This is a genomic window from Herbaspirillum sp. SJZ107 (assembly GCF_006715485.1).
In the GTDB taxonomy this organism is placed as follows: Bacteria; Pseudomonadota; Gammaproteobacteria; order Burkholderiales; family Burkholderiaceae_D; genus Telluria.
The window spans coordinates 301,891-314,982 of sequence record NZ_VFNH01000005.1; the positions used below are offsets into that span (position 1 = coordinate 301,891).

The window sequence follows — 13,092 nt, forward strand, 5'->3', positions numbered from 1 at the left end:
GGTATGTCAGGCAAGGATGCCGTTCCGGCGCACCGGGAACAACCGGTTTGTGGCGAAGCGGGCGTCAGGCGGGGCGAGCCGGCACCGCCGCGCCGGCCTGCAGGTTCGCATGGGTCCAGAGGTCGCGTGCCAGGCGGCCGAGGAAGACGCCGTTGAACAGGCCGAACAGGACGCAGACCGCGCCCGCGGCCAGCGTGTTCTGGTGCGCCTGCGGGAACACCGCCAGCAGCACCGAGGCGGCGTACTTGGTGAAGAACACCGCCATCATCAGCGCCAGCGGCATCCAGCTGCCGCGCACGCGCACGGTGCCGGCTTGCTCACCCGCCGCGATACGGTCGGCACCGAAGAGCAGCACCGGCGCCAGGGCCAGCGCCACGCCGGCTATCCAGGCGGCCAGCGGGATGCCGTCGAGGCCGAACTTGGCCGAGATGTCCTGCAGCGACAGCACCAGCATCACGACCGGGATGATGCACAGCTTGCGCAGCTCGACCTCGCGGTCGCGGCTGGCGGCCATGCCGCGGTAGACCAGAAAGGCGAGGATGGCCCAGACGTGGATCGGGGTGTGGGACACGATTTGAATCAGCATGGCAGGCTCCGCAAAGTCGGTTGAGGTGGCACGACTTTGCCAGCGGCTGCCGGCCGGCAGACGGAAATGCGACGAAGCGCCCGCCGGCGGCGCGAGATGCAGCCGGCAGGCGCCAGATGCGGGCCGGTGTCAGGCCAGGAAGGAGCGCAGGACTTCCGCGCTGTGGTCCATGCCGTATTTCAGGCGCTTTTCCGCATGCGCCGCAAATTCGGCCGGTGCGCCATTGGCCTGGCTGGCCGCCTTGACGGCGATCGCCTTGCTCGCCACCCCGAAGGCCATTACGGCCTGGTCCCAGGTCAGGCCCGAGGCCAGCGCGTCTTCGACGGCCTTGGCGGCGAGCACGCCGAGCTTGTCGACCAGTCGATTGTCCATGTTCCCCAATGTCAGCATGCCGCTTCTCCTGTCGTTTGCATCACGCCCCGATAGTAAAGCAAAGCCGGCCGAAGGGCCGGCACGCATGCCGCAGGGCTTATTTCTTGCCCGGCTCGCCGACGATCGCCACCGAACCCACGGCCTGGCGCCCGGCCTTGTCCGAGGCTGCCGTGGTGACCATGAACTGCATCCGGCGCTCGGCGCCCGGCTGGACCCAGGTGGCGGACAGCGTGCGCAGCTTGCCGGCCGCGCCGCCCGGATGCTCCTGGCTCTTGCCGCGCTTGGCGACCAGCGGCGCCGGCGCCTTTTCGACCACCTTCGCGAAGGCGCGTTCGACGCTGGCCGGATCGGCGTGGCGCGCATGCAGCGTACACATGCTGTTCCCTGCCGGCAGCGCCACCACGTAATTCCCCAGCTGGCCCTTGTAGGGCACCGGCCAGGCGTCGCCCGGCTGCCCGTTCAGGAAACGCGCCGCGCTCTCGGGCGGCAGCTTGGGCGCCTCGCCGCGCAGCAGGTTGGTGCGCAGGGCCTGGAGGTCGCTCAGGTGGTTCATGCACAGGCCGATATACAGGGTCATGAACCCTTCGGCATTCGGTTCGAGTGCCTTGGAAGCGGGCTTGGGGGCGGCCTGCGCGTTGGCGCCGAGGCCGAGGGCGATACAGGCGGCGAGGATGGAATGCGTTACCTTGATCAAACAGTTGCTCCAGTAAGTGATGGAAGGCACGTGGCTTTATAGCTTGCGCGACGTGCCGGACCGGCGTCAGCCGATGAGGTCATGCGCCGATTCTAAGCACAATCAGATTATTTTGGCGTATGCTCCGGCTATCTTTTTTTACAGGCAGGGCACAAGCATGGGCAATCGCTTATCGAAGATCGCGACCCGCACCGGCGACGACGGCAGCACCGGACTGGGTGACGGCAGCCGCACCGGGAAGGACAGCGCACGCGTCCACGCGCTGGGCGACGTCGACGAACTGAACTCCTTCGTCGGCCTGCTGCTGTGCGAAGACATGCCCCCTGCCCTGCGCGAAGAGCTGGTGTCGATCCAGCACGACCTGTTCGACCTCGGCGGCGAGCTGTGCATCCCCGGCTACCAGATGATCAAGGACGAGCACGTGGCGCGCCTGGACGGCCTGCTGGAAAAATACAATGCCGACCTGCCGGTGCTGAAGGAATTCATCCTGCCGGCCGGCTCGCGCGCGGCGTCTCTCGCCCACGTCTGCCGCACCGTGTGCCGCCGCGCCGAGCGCAGCATCGTGGCGCTGTCGCACACGGACACCATCAACGCCCAGCCGCGCCAGTACGTCAACCGGCTGTCCGACCTGATGTTCGTACTGGCGCGCGTGCTGAACCGCCACGCCGGCGGCAACGACGTGCTGTGGCAGCACGAGCGCAAGCGCGGCTGATGGGGAACGCATGACCGGCAGCACGACCTACGACGTCCGTTTCTACCGCGGTGGCCAGAACTGGCCGATGAACCCCTTCATGTTCCAGGGTGCGGGCCAGGTCGCGATCGAACCCGACTTCGTCACCGTCCGCGGCTGCAGCCACCGCTCGTTCCGCTTTTCGAAGCGCGAGCAGCACCGCCTGCGCATGGCCGACATCATCAACGTGCGGGTCGAGGGCGAGGACGTGATCTTCGACGTGCTCGGCGTGGAGCAGGCGCAGGTACAGGAGCGCGAAGTCGGCTTCAGCGCCGGCAGCCGCGAAGCCGCCCAGCGCCTCGCCGCCGCCCTGCCCACCCGCCGCACGGCCCGGTTCGAGGTCGAGTACGCCGAACGCAACGTGTTCCACGACCGCATCGATTACTGGAGCCCGTCGACGCCGGTGATCTGGTGCCTGCTGGTGGCGAACATCGGCATCTTCTTCCTCATGTGGTTCGTGCGCCAGGGCCATACCGCCTTCAATGCGCAGTCGCTGCTGGCCTGGGGTGCCGGCAAGGATGCCGTGCGCCGCTCGATCCAGCTGGTGTACTGGGGGTCGAACGTCGGCCGCCTGACCCTCGGCGGCCAGTGGTGGCGCCTGTTCACCTCGATGTTCCTGCACGGCAGCCTGCTGCACCTGGCGTTCAACATGTTCGCGCTGTGGCAGGTCGGGCGCCTGGTCGAACGCATCTTCGGCAGCCTGCGCTTTTGCGGACTGTATCTGCTGGCCGGCCTGGCCGGCAGCCTGGCCAGCGTGCTGTGGAACCCGCACGTGAACAGCGTCGGCGCCTCCGGCGCCATCTTCGGCATCATCGGCGGCCTGCTGGCCTTCATCGGACGCCAGAACAGCGGCGTGCCGCCGACCGTGGTCAGCGACCTGCGCGGGTCGATCCTGCCGTTCCTGCTGTTTAACCTGTCGGCGGGCTTCCTGTATCCGCATACGGACAATGCGGCGCATATCGGCGGGCTGGCCGGCGGCTGGCTGGCCGGGCATCTGCTGGCGCGCTCGCTGCACGTGCCGGGCCAGAGCAAGGCACAGTGACATCCTCACCCGGCGTCCTACATCTCGCCGAACAGGGCAACGGCGATCCTGGCCTGCTCCGACTGCTGCATGTCCGTATTGTTCAGGAGGACGACGGCCCGCCCGTTGCCGGGGTCGTAGGCCAACAGGGTCTTGTACCCGCCCATGACGCCCGATTCCCAGGCAAGGGTGCGGGCACCCTGCCTGGTGGCCACCGTCTTGACGCGGCCGCCGAGCGCATAGTCTTCGGACGCGACCTGGATCGCCGACAGCGCCTGGCGTGATTTGTCCGACAGCAGCTTGGGACCATACACGGCGTCGGCCAGCGCGACCAGGTCGCGCGCGGTGCTGACCAGGGTGCCGCTGGCCGCCACCATCGGCGGGGCCGGCGACAGCTTGCGTGCGCCCGAGGCGCCGTAGGCCACCGCCATGCCCACCGCGTCTTCCTCGTCGGGACTCGCAAAGCTCGTATCGCGCACACCGGCCGGCGCCAGCACCAGTTCTTCCACGGTTTCGGTGAACGGTTTCTTGCTGGCCCGTTCGACGACGGCAGCGACAAGAATCCAGTTGGTGACCGAGTAATCCCATTTTTCGCCGGGCGCCGCCTCGAGCGCCCCGGTGCCGAAGCGCAGTGCCGCCGCCACCGGTCCGATGTCCAGCTTGCCGAGCGACGCGTCCTTGCGCAGCGCCGCCGACAAGCCGTTCGGGATGCCGCTGCGGTTCGTCAGCAGCTGGCGCAGCGTCACCGCCCCCGTCGCGGCCGGCAATTCGGGGAGCTGGCGTGCGATCGGCGCATCCAGGTCCAGCTTGCCCATGTCGGCCAGGCGCAGCACGGTGACGGCGCTGATCCATTTCGTGATGGAGCCGATCATGAAGCGCGTGTCCTGGGTGTGCGCCTGCGCCACCTCGCGCACGGCGAGGCCGCTTGCCCGCGTCACCAGCGTGGCGCCGGCATGCTCGCGCACGGCGACCACGCCGCTGTAATCCTTGGGCACATGGCGGTCGATCAGAGGACCGGTTGTCATGCCGCTCAAGGCGGCGCAACCGGACAGCAGCAATACCATCGACGCGAAGAAGACCGGAACAAGCCGGGACGAACGGAAACGCATGCGGACTCCATGAATACTGGGCGAGCCGCCATTGTAGTCACGAATCGTATTGACGGCAGGCGTTTTCAGGCCAGGCACGCCGCCGTTTGCCGTTTGCCGCCGCGCTTGGACTCGTACATGCTCTGGTCGGCCAGATGCAGGAGTTCCTCGGCGCTGCCGCCGTCCCGGCAGCGGATCGCCATCCCGATGCTTGCCGTCACCCGCAGGCTGCATCCGCTGTAGTCGATCGGCTCGGCGATCGCCCTGCACAGCGCGGCGCGGGTGCATTCGACGATGGCGGCATCCTCCTGGCCGGCGAGCGGCAAGGCGACCACGAACTCGTCGCCGCCGATGCGTGCCGCCACGTCCTCGGGACGGATCGTCTTGCGGATGCGCTGGGCGACGACCCCGAGCACGTGGTCCCCGGCAGCATGCCCGTGCTGGTCGTTGACCGGCTTGAAACCGTCCAGGTCGAGGAACAGCACCCCCACCGTGTCGTCCCTGGCGCGGGTGGCCATCAGCTCACCGAGGCAGCGCACGAAGGAGACCCTGTTGGGCAGTCCGGTCAGGGCATCGTGCCCGGCCAGGTGTTCGCTGCGGCGCTTGGCTTCCTCCTTCAGCCGCAAATCGCGCACCAGGGCGTCCTTCAGCAGGAAGGCCTGGCGCGCAAACCGTTCGCGCGTCGTCAGCGCAACGATGCCGACCACGTTGGTCCCGATCAGAAAGCAGACATTCTGCACCAGGGGCACCCAATGTCCGCGTTCCCCCATGCGCTGGAAGCACAGGCCCACCACCACGTAGCTGGCCACCACCGCCAGTCCGGCGATTGCCGCATGCCGCGGACGCAGATAGGACCAGGTGTACAGGCACATCGATACCAGCATCAGGCCGGCGTAGTAGCTGCTCCACGCCAGATCGTCCGGCTGCGACAGCATGAGCAGCGCCTCGACCCCGACGCTCCAGCCCAGATAGACCACGCAGATGACGGCGGGATAATGGCGCTGGAAGGCGTCGCGCCGCAGGTAGGCAAACATGGCGGCCGCCCCGGTCGCCAGCATCACGCCGGCGCGCACCATCCAGGCGCCCGTCAGGTCGCTCGGCAGCGCAACCACGTCGAGGGGAGCAAAGCCCAGGTAGAGCAAGGAGCTCAATCCGCAGGCGATGTAGAAGATGCGAAGTTTTTCGCCCGCCATATCGGCCTGGTAGACCTCTTCCAGCGACGGCGGGAAGTGGCGGGAGATGTTCGGTAATTGTGAAATGAAAGGCACGGACGGAGCGGCAATCGTCAAGACAGGCTGAAGACGTAAGCGTAACCGATGTTGAATTTACAAACTATGTTGCTTTGCATAAATACGACATATGTGACACAAATAATTTGCAGTTTCGGAACAGGCGCCGGTAGTACGGCCAAAAAAAACGCCACCCGGACTTGCCGGTATGGCGTTCAGCGCTGGATCACGATGCCCGAGCCGGTCATGCCGCCCGATCAGGACAGGCCGGCATCCTCGCGATTCACAAGCGCGTCATACTCCTCGGCATACACATAGTCGCCAGCACATACCGCATCGACATAGGTTTTGAACCACGTACCGAAGTCCGGTGCCAGCAAGGTGCGTTCCGCCGCGTCATGCCACATGCTGATGACTTGTCCTGCCTGTCCGGTGGCAGCAGGCGCCAGGTCGATGCAGAAATGGTCGCCGCCACCATTGTGGGTAAAGGGAATCCAGCACGCATTCCACCAGTCGTTGCGGATACCGGGTGCAGGTTCGGACTCGGCGCCGTCGAAATCATCGTCGTCCAGCAGTTCTTTCCACACGCTCCATTGGTCCTGGACCTGATCGCTCGACAGAAACTCGCAACCGTCGAACAGGCCACCCCCGGAATTCGTGCGCTGTCCGTTATGGATCTTGAGACAGGCAACGTAATCCTCAGGCAACTTGACGCCGAGCGCTCGTTCAAGTGAGGCAATCTCTTCGTCGCTGGCCGGCGGATTGAGACATCCCAGGCCTTCTGGCCAGTTCTCTGCCAGCCACGCTTCGAATCGGTCCCATAAATTCTTCATGCAGATTCCATTGAGGTTGTCGAAATGAAAACGCCACCCTCGGCAAGCCGGGGGTGGCGCTCTTGTCGCACATGAAAACGACGCAGATCAGGTGTTGTTCACCACAAGGCGCGGCTCGCCGATCCCGAAGCGCTCGCGGATCGACTTGCCGATGCCGTGCGCGTCCAGGCCCACGGACGCCAGCAGCAGCGCCGGATCGCCATGGTCGATGAACTTGTCCGGCAGGCCCAGCATCAGCAGCGGTTTGACGATACCTTCGGTGGCCAGCGCCTCGGCCACGGCCGAACCGGCACCGCCCATGATGCAGCCCTCTTCCACCGTCACCAGGTAGTCGTGGTCCCTGGCCAGGCGCTTGACCAGTTCGACGTCGAGCGGCTTCACGAAGCGCATGTCGGCGACCGTGGCGTTGAGGTCGTCGGCCGCCTTCAGGCTGTGTGCCACCATCGAACCGAAGGCCAGGATGGCGACGCTCTTGCCCTGGCGTTTCACCAGGCCCTTGCCGATCTCGATCGACGTCAGTTCCTGCTGGATGGCGGCGCCGACGCCGGCGCCGCGCGGGTAGCGCACCGCCGCCGGCCCCGGATAGTGATAGGCCGTGGTCAGCATGGTGCGGCATTCGTTTTCGTCCGACGGCGCCATCACGACCATGTTCGGGATGCAGCGCAGGTAGGCGATGTCGTAGTTGCCCGCGTGGGTCGCGCCGTCGGCGCCGACCAGGCCGGCGCGGTCCAGCGCGAAAGTCACGTCCAGGTTCTGCAGGGCCACATCGTGGATCAGCTGGTCGTAGCCGCGCTGCAGGAAGGTCGAGTAGATCGCGACCACCGGCTTCATGCCTTCGGTGGCCAGGCCGGCGCCGAAGGTGACGGAATGCTGCTCGGCGATGCCGACGTCGAAGTAGCGCTCCGGGTATTGCTGGTGGAAGCGCACCATGCCCGAGCCTTCGCGCATCGCCGGCGTGATGCCGACCAGGCGTTTATCCGCGGCGGCCATGTCGCACAGCCAGTTGCCGAACACTTCGGTGTAGGTGATCTTGGCCGGCGCCGTGGCCGGCTTGATGCCTTCGACGGGGTTGAACTTGCCGGTGCCATGGTACAGGATCGGCTCGGCCTCGGCCAGCTTGTAGCCCTGCCCCTTCTTGGTCACCACGTGCAGGAACTGCGGGCCCTTGAGCTTGCGGATGTTCTGCAGCGTCGGGATCAGCGAGTCGAGGTCGTGGCCGTCGATCGGGCCGACGTAGTTGAAGCCGAATTCCTCGAACATCGTGGCCGGGACCACCATGCCCTTGGCGTGTTCTTCGAGCTTTTTCGCCAGCTCCAGCATCGGGGCCGGCAGCACGCTTTTGCCGACGTTCTTGGCGGCGGCGTAGAACTGGCCGCTCATCAAACGCGCCAGGTAGCGGTTCAATGCGCCCACCGGCGGCGAGATCGACATGTCGTTGTCGTTCAGGACCACCAGCAGGTTGACGTCGTCCTCGACGCCGGCGTTGTTGAGTGCTTCGAAGGCCATGCCGGCGGTCATCGAGCCGTCGCCGATGACGGCGATTGCATGGCGCTTCTCGCCCTTGATCTTGGCTGCCGTCGCCATGCCCAGCGCCGCCGAGATCGAGGTCGACGAGTGCGCGGTGCCGAAGGTGTCGTATTCGCTTTCGTCGCGCTTCGGGAAGCCGGACAGGCCGTTGTGCTGGCGCAGCGTCGGCATGCGGTCGCGGCGGCCGGTCAGGATCTTGTGCGAGTAGGTCTGGTGGCCGACGTCCCACACGATGCGGTCTTCCGGCGTGTTGAACACGTAGTGCAGCGCGATCGTCAGCTCGACGGTGCCGAGGTTGGACGACAGGTGGCCGCCGGTTTTCGATACCGAATCCAGCAGGTAGTCGCGCAGCTCCGTGGCCAGCGGGGTGAGCTGGGTACGCGCCAGTTTGCGCAGGTCGGCCGGGTCGTTGATGGTCTCTAGCAGTTTCATTTATGCCTTCCGCTGCACGATCAGGTCCGCGAGTTCGCGCAGCCGCAGTGCTTGGTCTCCGAACGGCGCCAGCGCCTCATGCGCCTGCTGCCGCAATTGTTCCGCCAGTGCCTTGGATGGCTCCAGCCCCAGAATCGATACGTATGTCGGTTTGTTGGCCGCCGCATCCTTGCCCGCGGTCTTGCCCAGTGTCGCCGAATCGGCGGTGGCGTCAAGCACGTCGTCGACCACCTGGAAGGCCAGGCCGATCGCGCGCGCGTAGGCCGCCAGCGCTTCCTGTTCGTGCGCGGCCAGGTCGCGGCCGGCCAGTGCGCCGAGCAGTACCGACACGCGCAGCATGGCGCCGGTCTTCAGCTGGTGCATGCGCTCCAGCTGTTCCAGGCTCAGCTTGAAACCCACACTATCCAGGTCGATCGCCTGGCCGCCGCACATGCCGGCCGAACCGGCGGCTTCGGCCAGCAGGCGCAGCATCGTTACCAGGCGGGCGGGCGGCACACTGCCGGCGCCGGCCAGCACCTCGAAGGCTTGCGCCTGCAGCGCGTCGCCGACCAGCAGCGCGGTCGCTTCGTCGTAGGCCACGTGCACCGTCGGCTTGCCGCGGCGCAGGGCGTCGTCGTCCATGCACGGCATGTCGTCGTGCACCAGCGAATAGGCGTGGATCATTTCGACCGCACTGGCCGCGCGTGCCGTCGCATCCGGGTCGGCGCCGAACAGCGCGCCGCTGGCATACGCCAGCAGCGGCCGCACGCGCTTGCCGCCGCCCAGTACCGTGTAGCGCATCGCTTCGTGGAGCTTGGCCGGTTCACGGCCGGCCGGCGGCAGGAAGGCGCCGAGGGCGGCCTCGGTCTGCGCCTGGACGTCCTTCATCCAGTCGCCGAAGCCGGCGCGGGATGCCGATACAACGCCGCTCATGCGTCGTCTCCGCCGTCGCTGAAGGGCTTGAGCATCTCCCCTTCCAGCACCTTGACCTGCGCTTCGACCTTTTCCAGCTGGGCCGCGCAATAGCGCACCAGTTCGGAACCGCGCGCGTAGGCAGCGACCGAGGCTTCCAGCGGCAGCGCGCCGCCTTCCATCTGGCTCACCAGCTGGGCCAGTTCGGCCATCGCCTGTTCGAAAGACTCCGGAGCTTGCGTGCCGGCTACGGCGCTCTCCGCGGTTGTTTTATTTGGCATAATGACTTTGATTGTTTCGGGTCCTGGGCAACTTTGCGCGCAGCACGCCAGTCTAATCGCTTATTTTAAACAATCCTACTCGTGCATGACGGTGCAGCAGTCGCCGCAAGCTTGCAAGCAAAGATACATTTTATCGCAAAGCGCCCCCGGATTCATGAAAACGATGCCATTCAGGCAATTTTTGAGCACGCTAGGACCACAACCGCGAGCGGGCCCGAGACTAGTGCCTCTTTACAGGCTATAATCTCCGGTTCTGTCTCCGAATTACCGCATTCCGTTCCTTAAAAGAGCGTAAAAAACCGTAAAGGTTCTACGCTCTGTAATGCTGGTTCTCGGATTCTTTCTCTTCTTTGACTGATTTCTAAAGGGGGGTTGGGATGTCCGATCTGGCTACCCACGCCAAGCTGGCGCGATCAATCGCGCAGCTGCCGGTAAATGTTTACTTCGACCAAGCGCTGCTGCAGCGCGAAATGCAGCAATTGTTCCTGAATGGGCCGCGCTACGTCGGCCACGAACTGATGGTGCCCGAACTGGGCGACTTTGCGACCCTGAAATCGGAGAACGAGGGCCGCATGCTGGTGCGCAACCAGGGCGGCATCGAAGTGCTGTCGAACGTCTGCCGCCACCGCCAGGCGCTGATGTTCAATGGCCGCGGCAATGCCAACAACATCGTGTGCCCGCTGCACCGCTGGACCTACGACCTCAAGGGCGAGCTGATCGGCGCACCGCATTTTGCCGACACGCCCTGCCTGAACCTGTCGAAGACGCCGCTGCAGAACTGGAACGGCCTGCTGTTCGAACAGAACGGCTACCACGTCATGGACAAGCTCAAGAACATGTCGGTGACGAAGGACCTCGACTTTTCGGGCTACATGTTCGACCACGTCGAGGTGCACGAGTGCGACTACAACTGGAAGACTTTCATTGAAGTCTACCTGGAGGATTACCACGTCGAGCCCTTCCACCCGGGCCTGGGCAACTTCGTCAGCTGCGACGACCTGCGCTGGGAATTCGGTCCGGACTACAGCGTACAGACCGTGGGCGTGCACCGCGGCCTGCAGAAATCCGGGTCGGCTGCCTATAAAAAGTGGCAGGAACACATCCTGAGGCTGAACAACGGCCAGCCGCCGAAGTACGGTGCGATCTGGCTGACGCTGTATCCGAACATCATGGTCGAGTGGTATCCGAACGTGCTGGTGGTGTCGACGCTGTGGCCAATGGGTCCGCAAAAGACGCGCAACGTGGTCGAGTTCTACTACCCCGAGGAATTCGTGCTGTTCGAGCGCGGCTTCGTCGAAGCCGAACGCGCCGCCTATATGGAAACCTGCGTCGAGGACGACGAGATCGCCCTGCGCATGGATGCCGGCCGCAAGATCCTGATGGAACGCGGCGTCAGCGAGGTCGGACCTTACCAGTCGCCGATGGAAGACGGCATGCAGCACTTCCACGAGTGGTACCGCAGCCGCCTGCAGGATATCGGGCCGGGTGCCTCGGGAGTTTAATGGTCACCTCGCAAAACCGTAGCGAGCGGCCGCAGGGGTGGCTGAGAAGCGCAGTCGTACGAAAGTACGGCGAGCATCGCAAGCCGGCCCTGCAACGCGCAGTAGGTTTGGCGAGGTGACCATCTGATGCCTGCTTTATGGATGTTGTTCGCCAGCTTCTCGTTCGCCGCCATGGGCGCGGCGGTGAAGCTGGCCTCCCTCACCTACTCCACCTCCGAAATCGTGATGTACCGCGGGATCATCGGCAGCCTGTTGCTGCTGCCGATGATCCACCAACAGCGCGGTACGCTGCGCACACCCTTCCCCAGGGCCCACCTGTGGCGCAGCATCGTCGGCGTGGTCTCGCTGTGGCTGTGGTTCTATGCGATCGCCAAGCTGCCGCTGGCCACCGCCATCACGCTGAACTACATGGCGCCGATCTGGCTCTCCGCCTGGATGTTCTTCAAGGGCTGGTGGCAGGGCAAAGGCTTGAGCGAATGGCCGCTGATCCTGGCCGTGGGCGCGAGCTTCGTCGGCGTCACCCAGGTGCTGCGCCCGGCGGCCGAGACCGACCAGTGGCTGGGCGGCGCCGTCGCCGTGGCCTCCTCCGTCATTGCGGCGATGGCCTACCTGCAGGTACGCCGCCTGGGCCAGATGGGCGAGCCCGAATACCGCGTGGTGTTCTATTTTTCGCTGACCATGGCGATTGCCGGCCTGCTGGGCACCCCGTTCGAGAACGGATTCGCTACCCCACTGCACGCGCATACCTGGCACAGCGCCGGCCTGCTGCTGGCGGTCGGCTTCCCGGCCCTGCTGGCCCAGATGGCGATGACGCGCGCCTACCGCCTCGGCAAGGTGCTGGTGGTGGCCAACCTGCAGTACACCGGCATCATCTTTTCCAGCCTGTGGGGCATGCTGCTGTGGGGCGACGTGTTCGACTGGCACGTGTGGCTGGGCATGGCCGTGATCCTGGCCTCCGGCATCGCCGCGACGTTCTACAATACGCAGAAAACGGCGCGCGGCGCCGTCGTCAAGGACACCGATCCCATCGCCAGCGAATAAGGAGCCCCATATGTATACGACCCTGATCGACCCTGCCACCCTGGCCGCCCACATCATTGACCCGGCCTGGGTCGTGCTCGACTGCCGGCACGACCTGGTGAACCTGGCCGCGGGCCGCGACGCCTATGCGGCCGGGCACCTGCCGCAGGCGCAGTTCGCCGACGTCGAGACCGCGCTGTCGGGCGCGAAGCGCGCTGAAGACGGCGCCTTCCGCGGCCGCCATCCGCTGCCCCAGCGCGAAGCATTCATCGAGCAGCTGCGCGATTGGGGCATCAACGACGACACGCAAGTCGTCGCCTACGACGCCCACGGCGGCATGTTCGCGGCGCGCGTGTGGTGGATGCTGCGCTGGGTCGGCCACGATGCGGTGGCGGTGCTGGATGGCGGCCTGCCGGCCTGGCAAGCTGCGGGCAATGCGCTGTCGACCGAGGTCCCCGCCCCGCGTGCGCGCGGCACGATCGCGCTGCGCGATGCGCTGGTAGCCAGCGTCGACGTGAATGAGGTCTTGCAGAACGTGCAGGACGGCAGCCGTACGGTCGTCGATGCGCGCGCGCCGGACCGCTTCCGCGGCGAGAACGAGACCATCGACCCGGTCGGCGGCCACATTCCGGGCGCGAAGAACCGCTTCTTCAAGGACAACCTGCAGGCCGACGGCCGCTTCAAGGCGCCGGCACAGCTGCAGGCGGAACTGGGGAGCGTCGTGGGCGATCCGGCCCGGGCGATCATGCAGTGCGGCTCGGGCGTGACCGCCTGCCACAACCTGCTGGCGCTGGAAGTGGCCGGCATGAAGGGCGCGGCGCTGTATCCGGGATCGTGGAGCGAGTGGAGCGCCGATCCTTCAAGGCCGGTGGCCACCGGCAGCTGA

General features: G+C 65.6%; 14 protein-coding genes. 5 read left to right on the forward strand and 9 right to left on the reverse strand.

Annotation, left to right across the window (positions count from 1 at the left end; all coding sequences use genetic code 11):
• Window positions 1-64: 64 nt before the first annotated feature.
• The 3 genes from FBX97_RS27100 to FBX97_RS27110 form a co-directional block, all read right to left on the reverse strand.
• Window positions 65-586: a DUF6622 family protein gene (locus FBX97_RS27100; protein WP_141838653.1), complete on the reverse strand. Its 522-nt coding sequence runs from the start codon at window positions 584-586 to the stop codon at window positions 65-67.
• Window positions 587-715: 129 nt separating this feature from the next.
• A complete protein-coding gene (locus FBX97_RS27105; protein ID WP_141838655.1) occupies window positions 716-976 on the reverse strand; it encodes a hypothetical protein in 261 nt (86 codons plus the stop codon).
• Between the two features lie 79 nt (window positions 977-1,055).
• Window positions 1,056-1,652: a hypothetical protein gene (locus FBX97_RS27110; RefSeq protein ID WP_141838657.1), complete on the reverse strand. Its 597-nt coding sequence runs from the start codon at window positions 1,650-1,652 to the stop codon at window positions 1,056-1,058.
• 157 nt (window positions 1,653-1,809) lie between these two features.
• Here FBX97_RS27110 and FBX97_RS27115 point away from each other — a divergent pair, with 157 nt between their 5' ends.
• Both FBX97_RS27115 and FBX97_RS27120 read left to right on the forward strand, forming a co-directional pair.
• Entirely contained in the window at window positions 1,810-2,364 is a 555-nt protein-coding gene (locus FBX97_RS27115; protein ID WP_141838659.1) for a cob(I)yrinic acid a,c-diamide adenosyltransferase, read from the forward strand.
• 10 nt (window positions 2,365-2,374) lie between these two features.
• A complete protein-coding gene (locus FBX97_RS27120) occupies window positions 2,375-3,424 on the forward strand; it encodes a rhomboid family intramembrane serine protease (protein WP_141838661.1) in 1,050 nt (349 codons plus the stop codon).
• A gap of 17 nt (window positions 3,425-3,441) precedes the next feature.
• Here FBX97_RS27120 and FBX97_RS27125 read toward each other — a convergent pair whose 3' ends face one another.
• The 6 genes from FBX97_RS27125 to FBX97_RS27150 all read right to left on the reverse strand — a co-directional run bounded on the left by FBX97_RS27125 (window position 3,442) and on the right by FBX97_RS27150 (window position 9,684).
• Complete coding sequence (locus tag FBX97_RS27125; RefSeq protein WP_185748771.1) at window positions 3,442-4,428, reverse strand: serine hydrolase; 987 nt, start codon at window positions 4,426-4,428, stop codon at window positions 3,442-3,444.
• 149 nt (window positions 4,429-4,577) lie between these two features.
• Window positions 4,578-5,759: a diguanylate cyclase gene (locus tag FBX97_RS27130; RefSeq protein ID WP_141838665.1), complete on the reverse strand. Its 1,182-nt coding sequence runs from the start codon at window positions 5,757-5,759 to the stop codon at window positions 4,578-4,580.
• 218 nt (window positions 5,760-5,977) lie between these two features.
• Window positions 5,978-6,553: an SMI1/KNR4 family protein gene (locus tag FBX97_RS27135; protein ID WP_141838667.1), complete on the reverse strand. Its 576-nt coding sequence runs from the start codon at window positions 6,551-6,553 to the stop codon at window positions 5,978-5,980.
• A gap of 87 nt (window positions 6,554-6,640) precedes the next feature.
• Window positions 6,641-8,512 carry a 1-deoxy-D-xylulose-5-phosphate synthase gene (dxs, locus tag FBX97_RS27140; protein WP_141838669.1) on the reverse strand — a complete coding sequence of 624 codons (1,872 nt, stop codon included), beginning with the start codon at window positions 8,510-8,512 and terminating at the stop codon, window positions 6,641-6,643.
• Window positions 8,513-9,424, reverse strand: coding sequence for a polyprenyl synthetase family protein (locus FBX97_RS27145; protein ID WP_141838671.1), 912 nt, complete (start codon window positions 9,422-9,424; stop codon window positions 8,513-8,515).
• On the reverse strand, window positions 9,421-9,684 hold the full coding sequence (locus FBX97_RS27150; protein ID WP_141838673.1) for an exodeoxyribonuclease VII small subunit: 264 nt from the start codon (window positions 9,682-9,684) through the stop codon (window positions 9,421-9,423). The genes FBX97_RS27145 and FBX97_RS27150 overlap by 4 nt, the downstream gene beginning before the upstream one ends.
• Window positions 9,685-10,061: 377 nt before the next feature.
• Between FBX97_RS27150 and FBX97_RS27155 the strand changes: the two genes are divergently transcribed.
• The 3 genes from FBX97_RS27155 to FBX97_RS27165 all read left to right on the forward strand — a co-directional run bounded on the left by FBX97_RS27155 (window position 10,062) and on the right by FBX97_RS27165 (window position 13,092).
• Window positions 10,062-11,186, forward strand: coding sequence for an aromatic ring-hydroxylating dioxygenase subunit alpha (locus FBX97_RS27155; protein WP_141838675.1), 1,125 nt, complete (start codon window positions 10,062-10,064; stop codon window positions 11,184-11,186).
• A 126-nt stretch (window positions 11,187-11,312) separates the two neighbouring features.
• Entirely contained in the window at window positions 11,313-12,227 is a 915-nt protein-coding gene (locus FBX97_RS27160; protein ID WP_141838677.1) for a DMT family transporter, read from the forward strand.
• A gap of 10 nt (window positions 12,228-12,237) precedes the next feature.
• A complete protein-coding gene (locus tag FBX97_RS27165) occupies window positions 12,238-13,092 on the forward strand; it encodes a sulfurtransferase (protein WP_141838678.1) in 855 nt (284 codons plus the stop codon).

What these genes read in the sequence shown, in the direction of transcription:
- FBX97_RS27100 (WP_141838653.1), bottom strand. Translation starts at nt 586, where the DNA reads ATGCTGATTCAAATCGTGTCCCACACCCCGATCCACGTCTGGGCCATC.
- FBX97_RS27105 (WP_141838655.1), bottom strand. Translation starts at nt 976, where the DNA reads ATGCTGACATTGGGGAACATGGACAATCGACTGGTCGACAAGCTCGGC.
- FBX97_RS27115 (WP_141838659.1), top strand. Translation starts at nt 1,810, where the DNA reads ATGGGCAATCGCTTATCGAAGATCGCGACCCGCACCGGCGACGACGGC.
- FBX97_RS27120 (WP_141838661.1), top strand. Translation starts at nt 2,375, where the DNA reads ATGACCGGCAGCACGACCTACGACGTCCGTTTCTACCGCGGTGGCCAG.
- FBX97_RS27125 (WP_185748771.1), bottom strand. Translation starts at nt 4,428, where the DNA reads ATGACAACCGGTCCTCTGATCGACCGCCATGTGCCCAAGGATTACAGC.
- FBX97_RS27135 (WP_141838667.1), bottom strand. Translation starts at nt 6,553, where the DNA reads ATGAAGAATTTATGGGACCGATTCGAAGCGTGGCTGGCAGAGAACTGG.
- dxs (WP_141838669.1), bottom strand. Translation starts at nt 8,512, where the DNA reads ATGAAACTGCTAGAGACCATCAACGACCCGGCCGACCTGCGCAAACTG.
- FBX97_RS27145 (WP_141838671.1), bottom strand. Translation starts at nt 9,424, where the DNA reads ATGAGCGGCGTTGTATCGGCATCCCGCGCCGGCTTCGGCGACTGGATG.
- FBX97_RS27150 (WP_141838673.1), bottom strand. Translation starts at nt 9,684, where the DNA reads ATGCCAAATAAAACAACCGCGGAGAGCGCCGTAGCCGGCACGCAAGCT.
- FBX97_RS27155 (WP_141838675.1), top strand. Translation starts at nt 10,062, where the DNA reads ATGTCCGATCTGGCTACCCACGCCAAGCTGGCGCGATCAATCGCGCAG.
- FBX97_RS27160 (WP_141838677.1), top strand. Translation starts at nt 11,313, where the DNA reads ATGCCTGCTTTATGGATGTTGTTCGCCAGCTTCTCGTTCGCCGCCATG.
- FBX97_RS27165 (WP_141838678.1), top strand. Translation starts at nt 12,238, where the DNA reads ATGTATACGACCCTGATCGACCCTGCCACCCTGGCCGCCCACATCATT.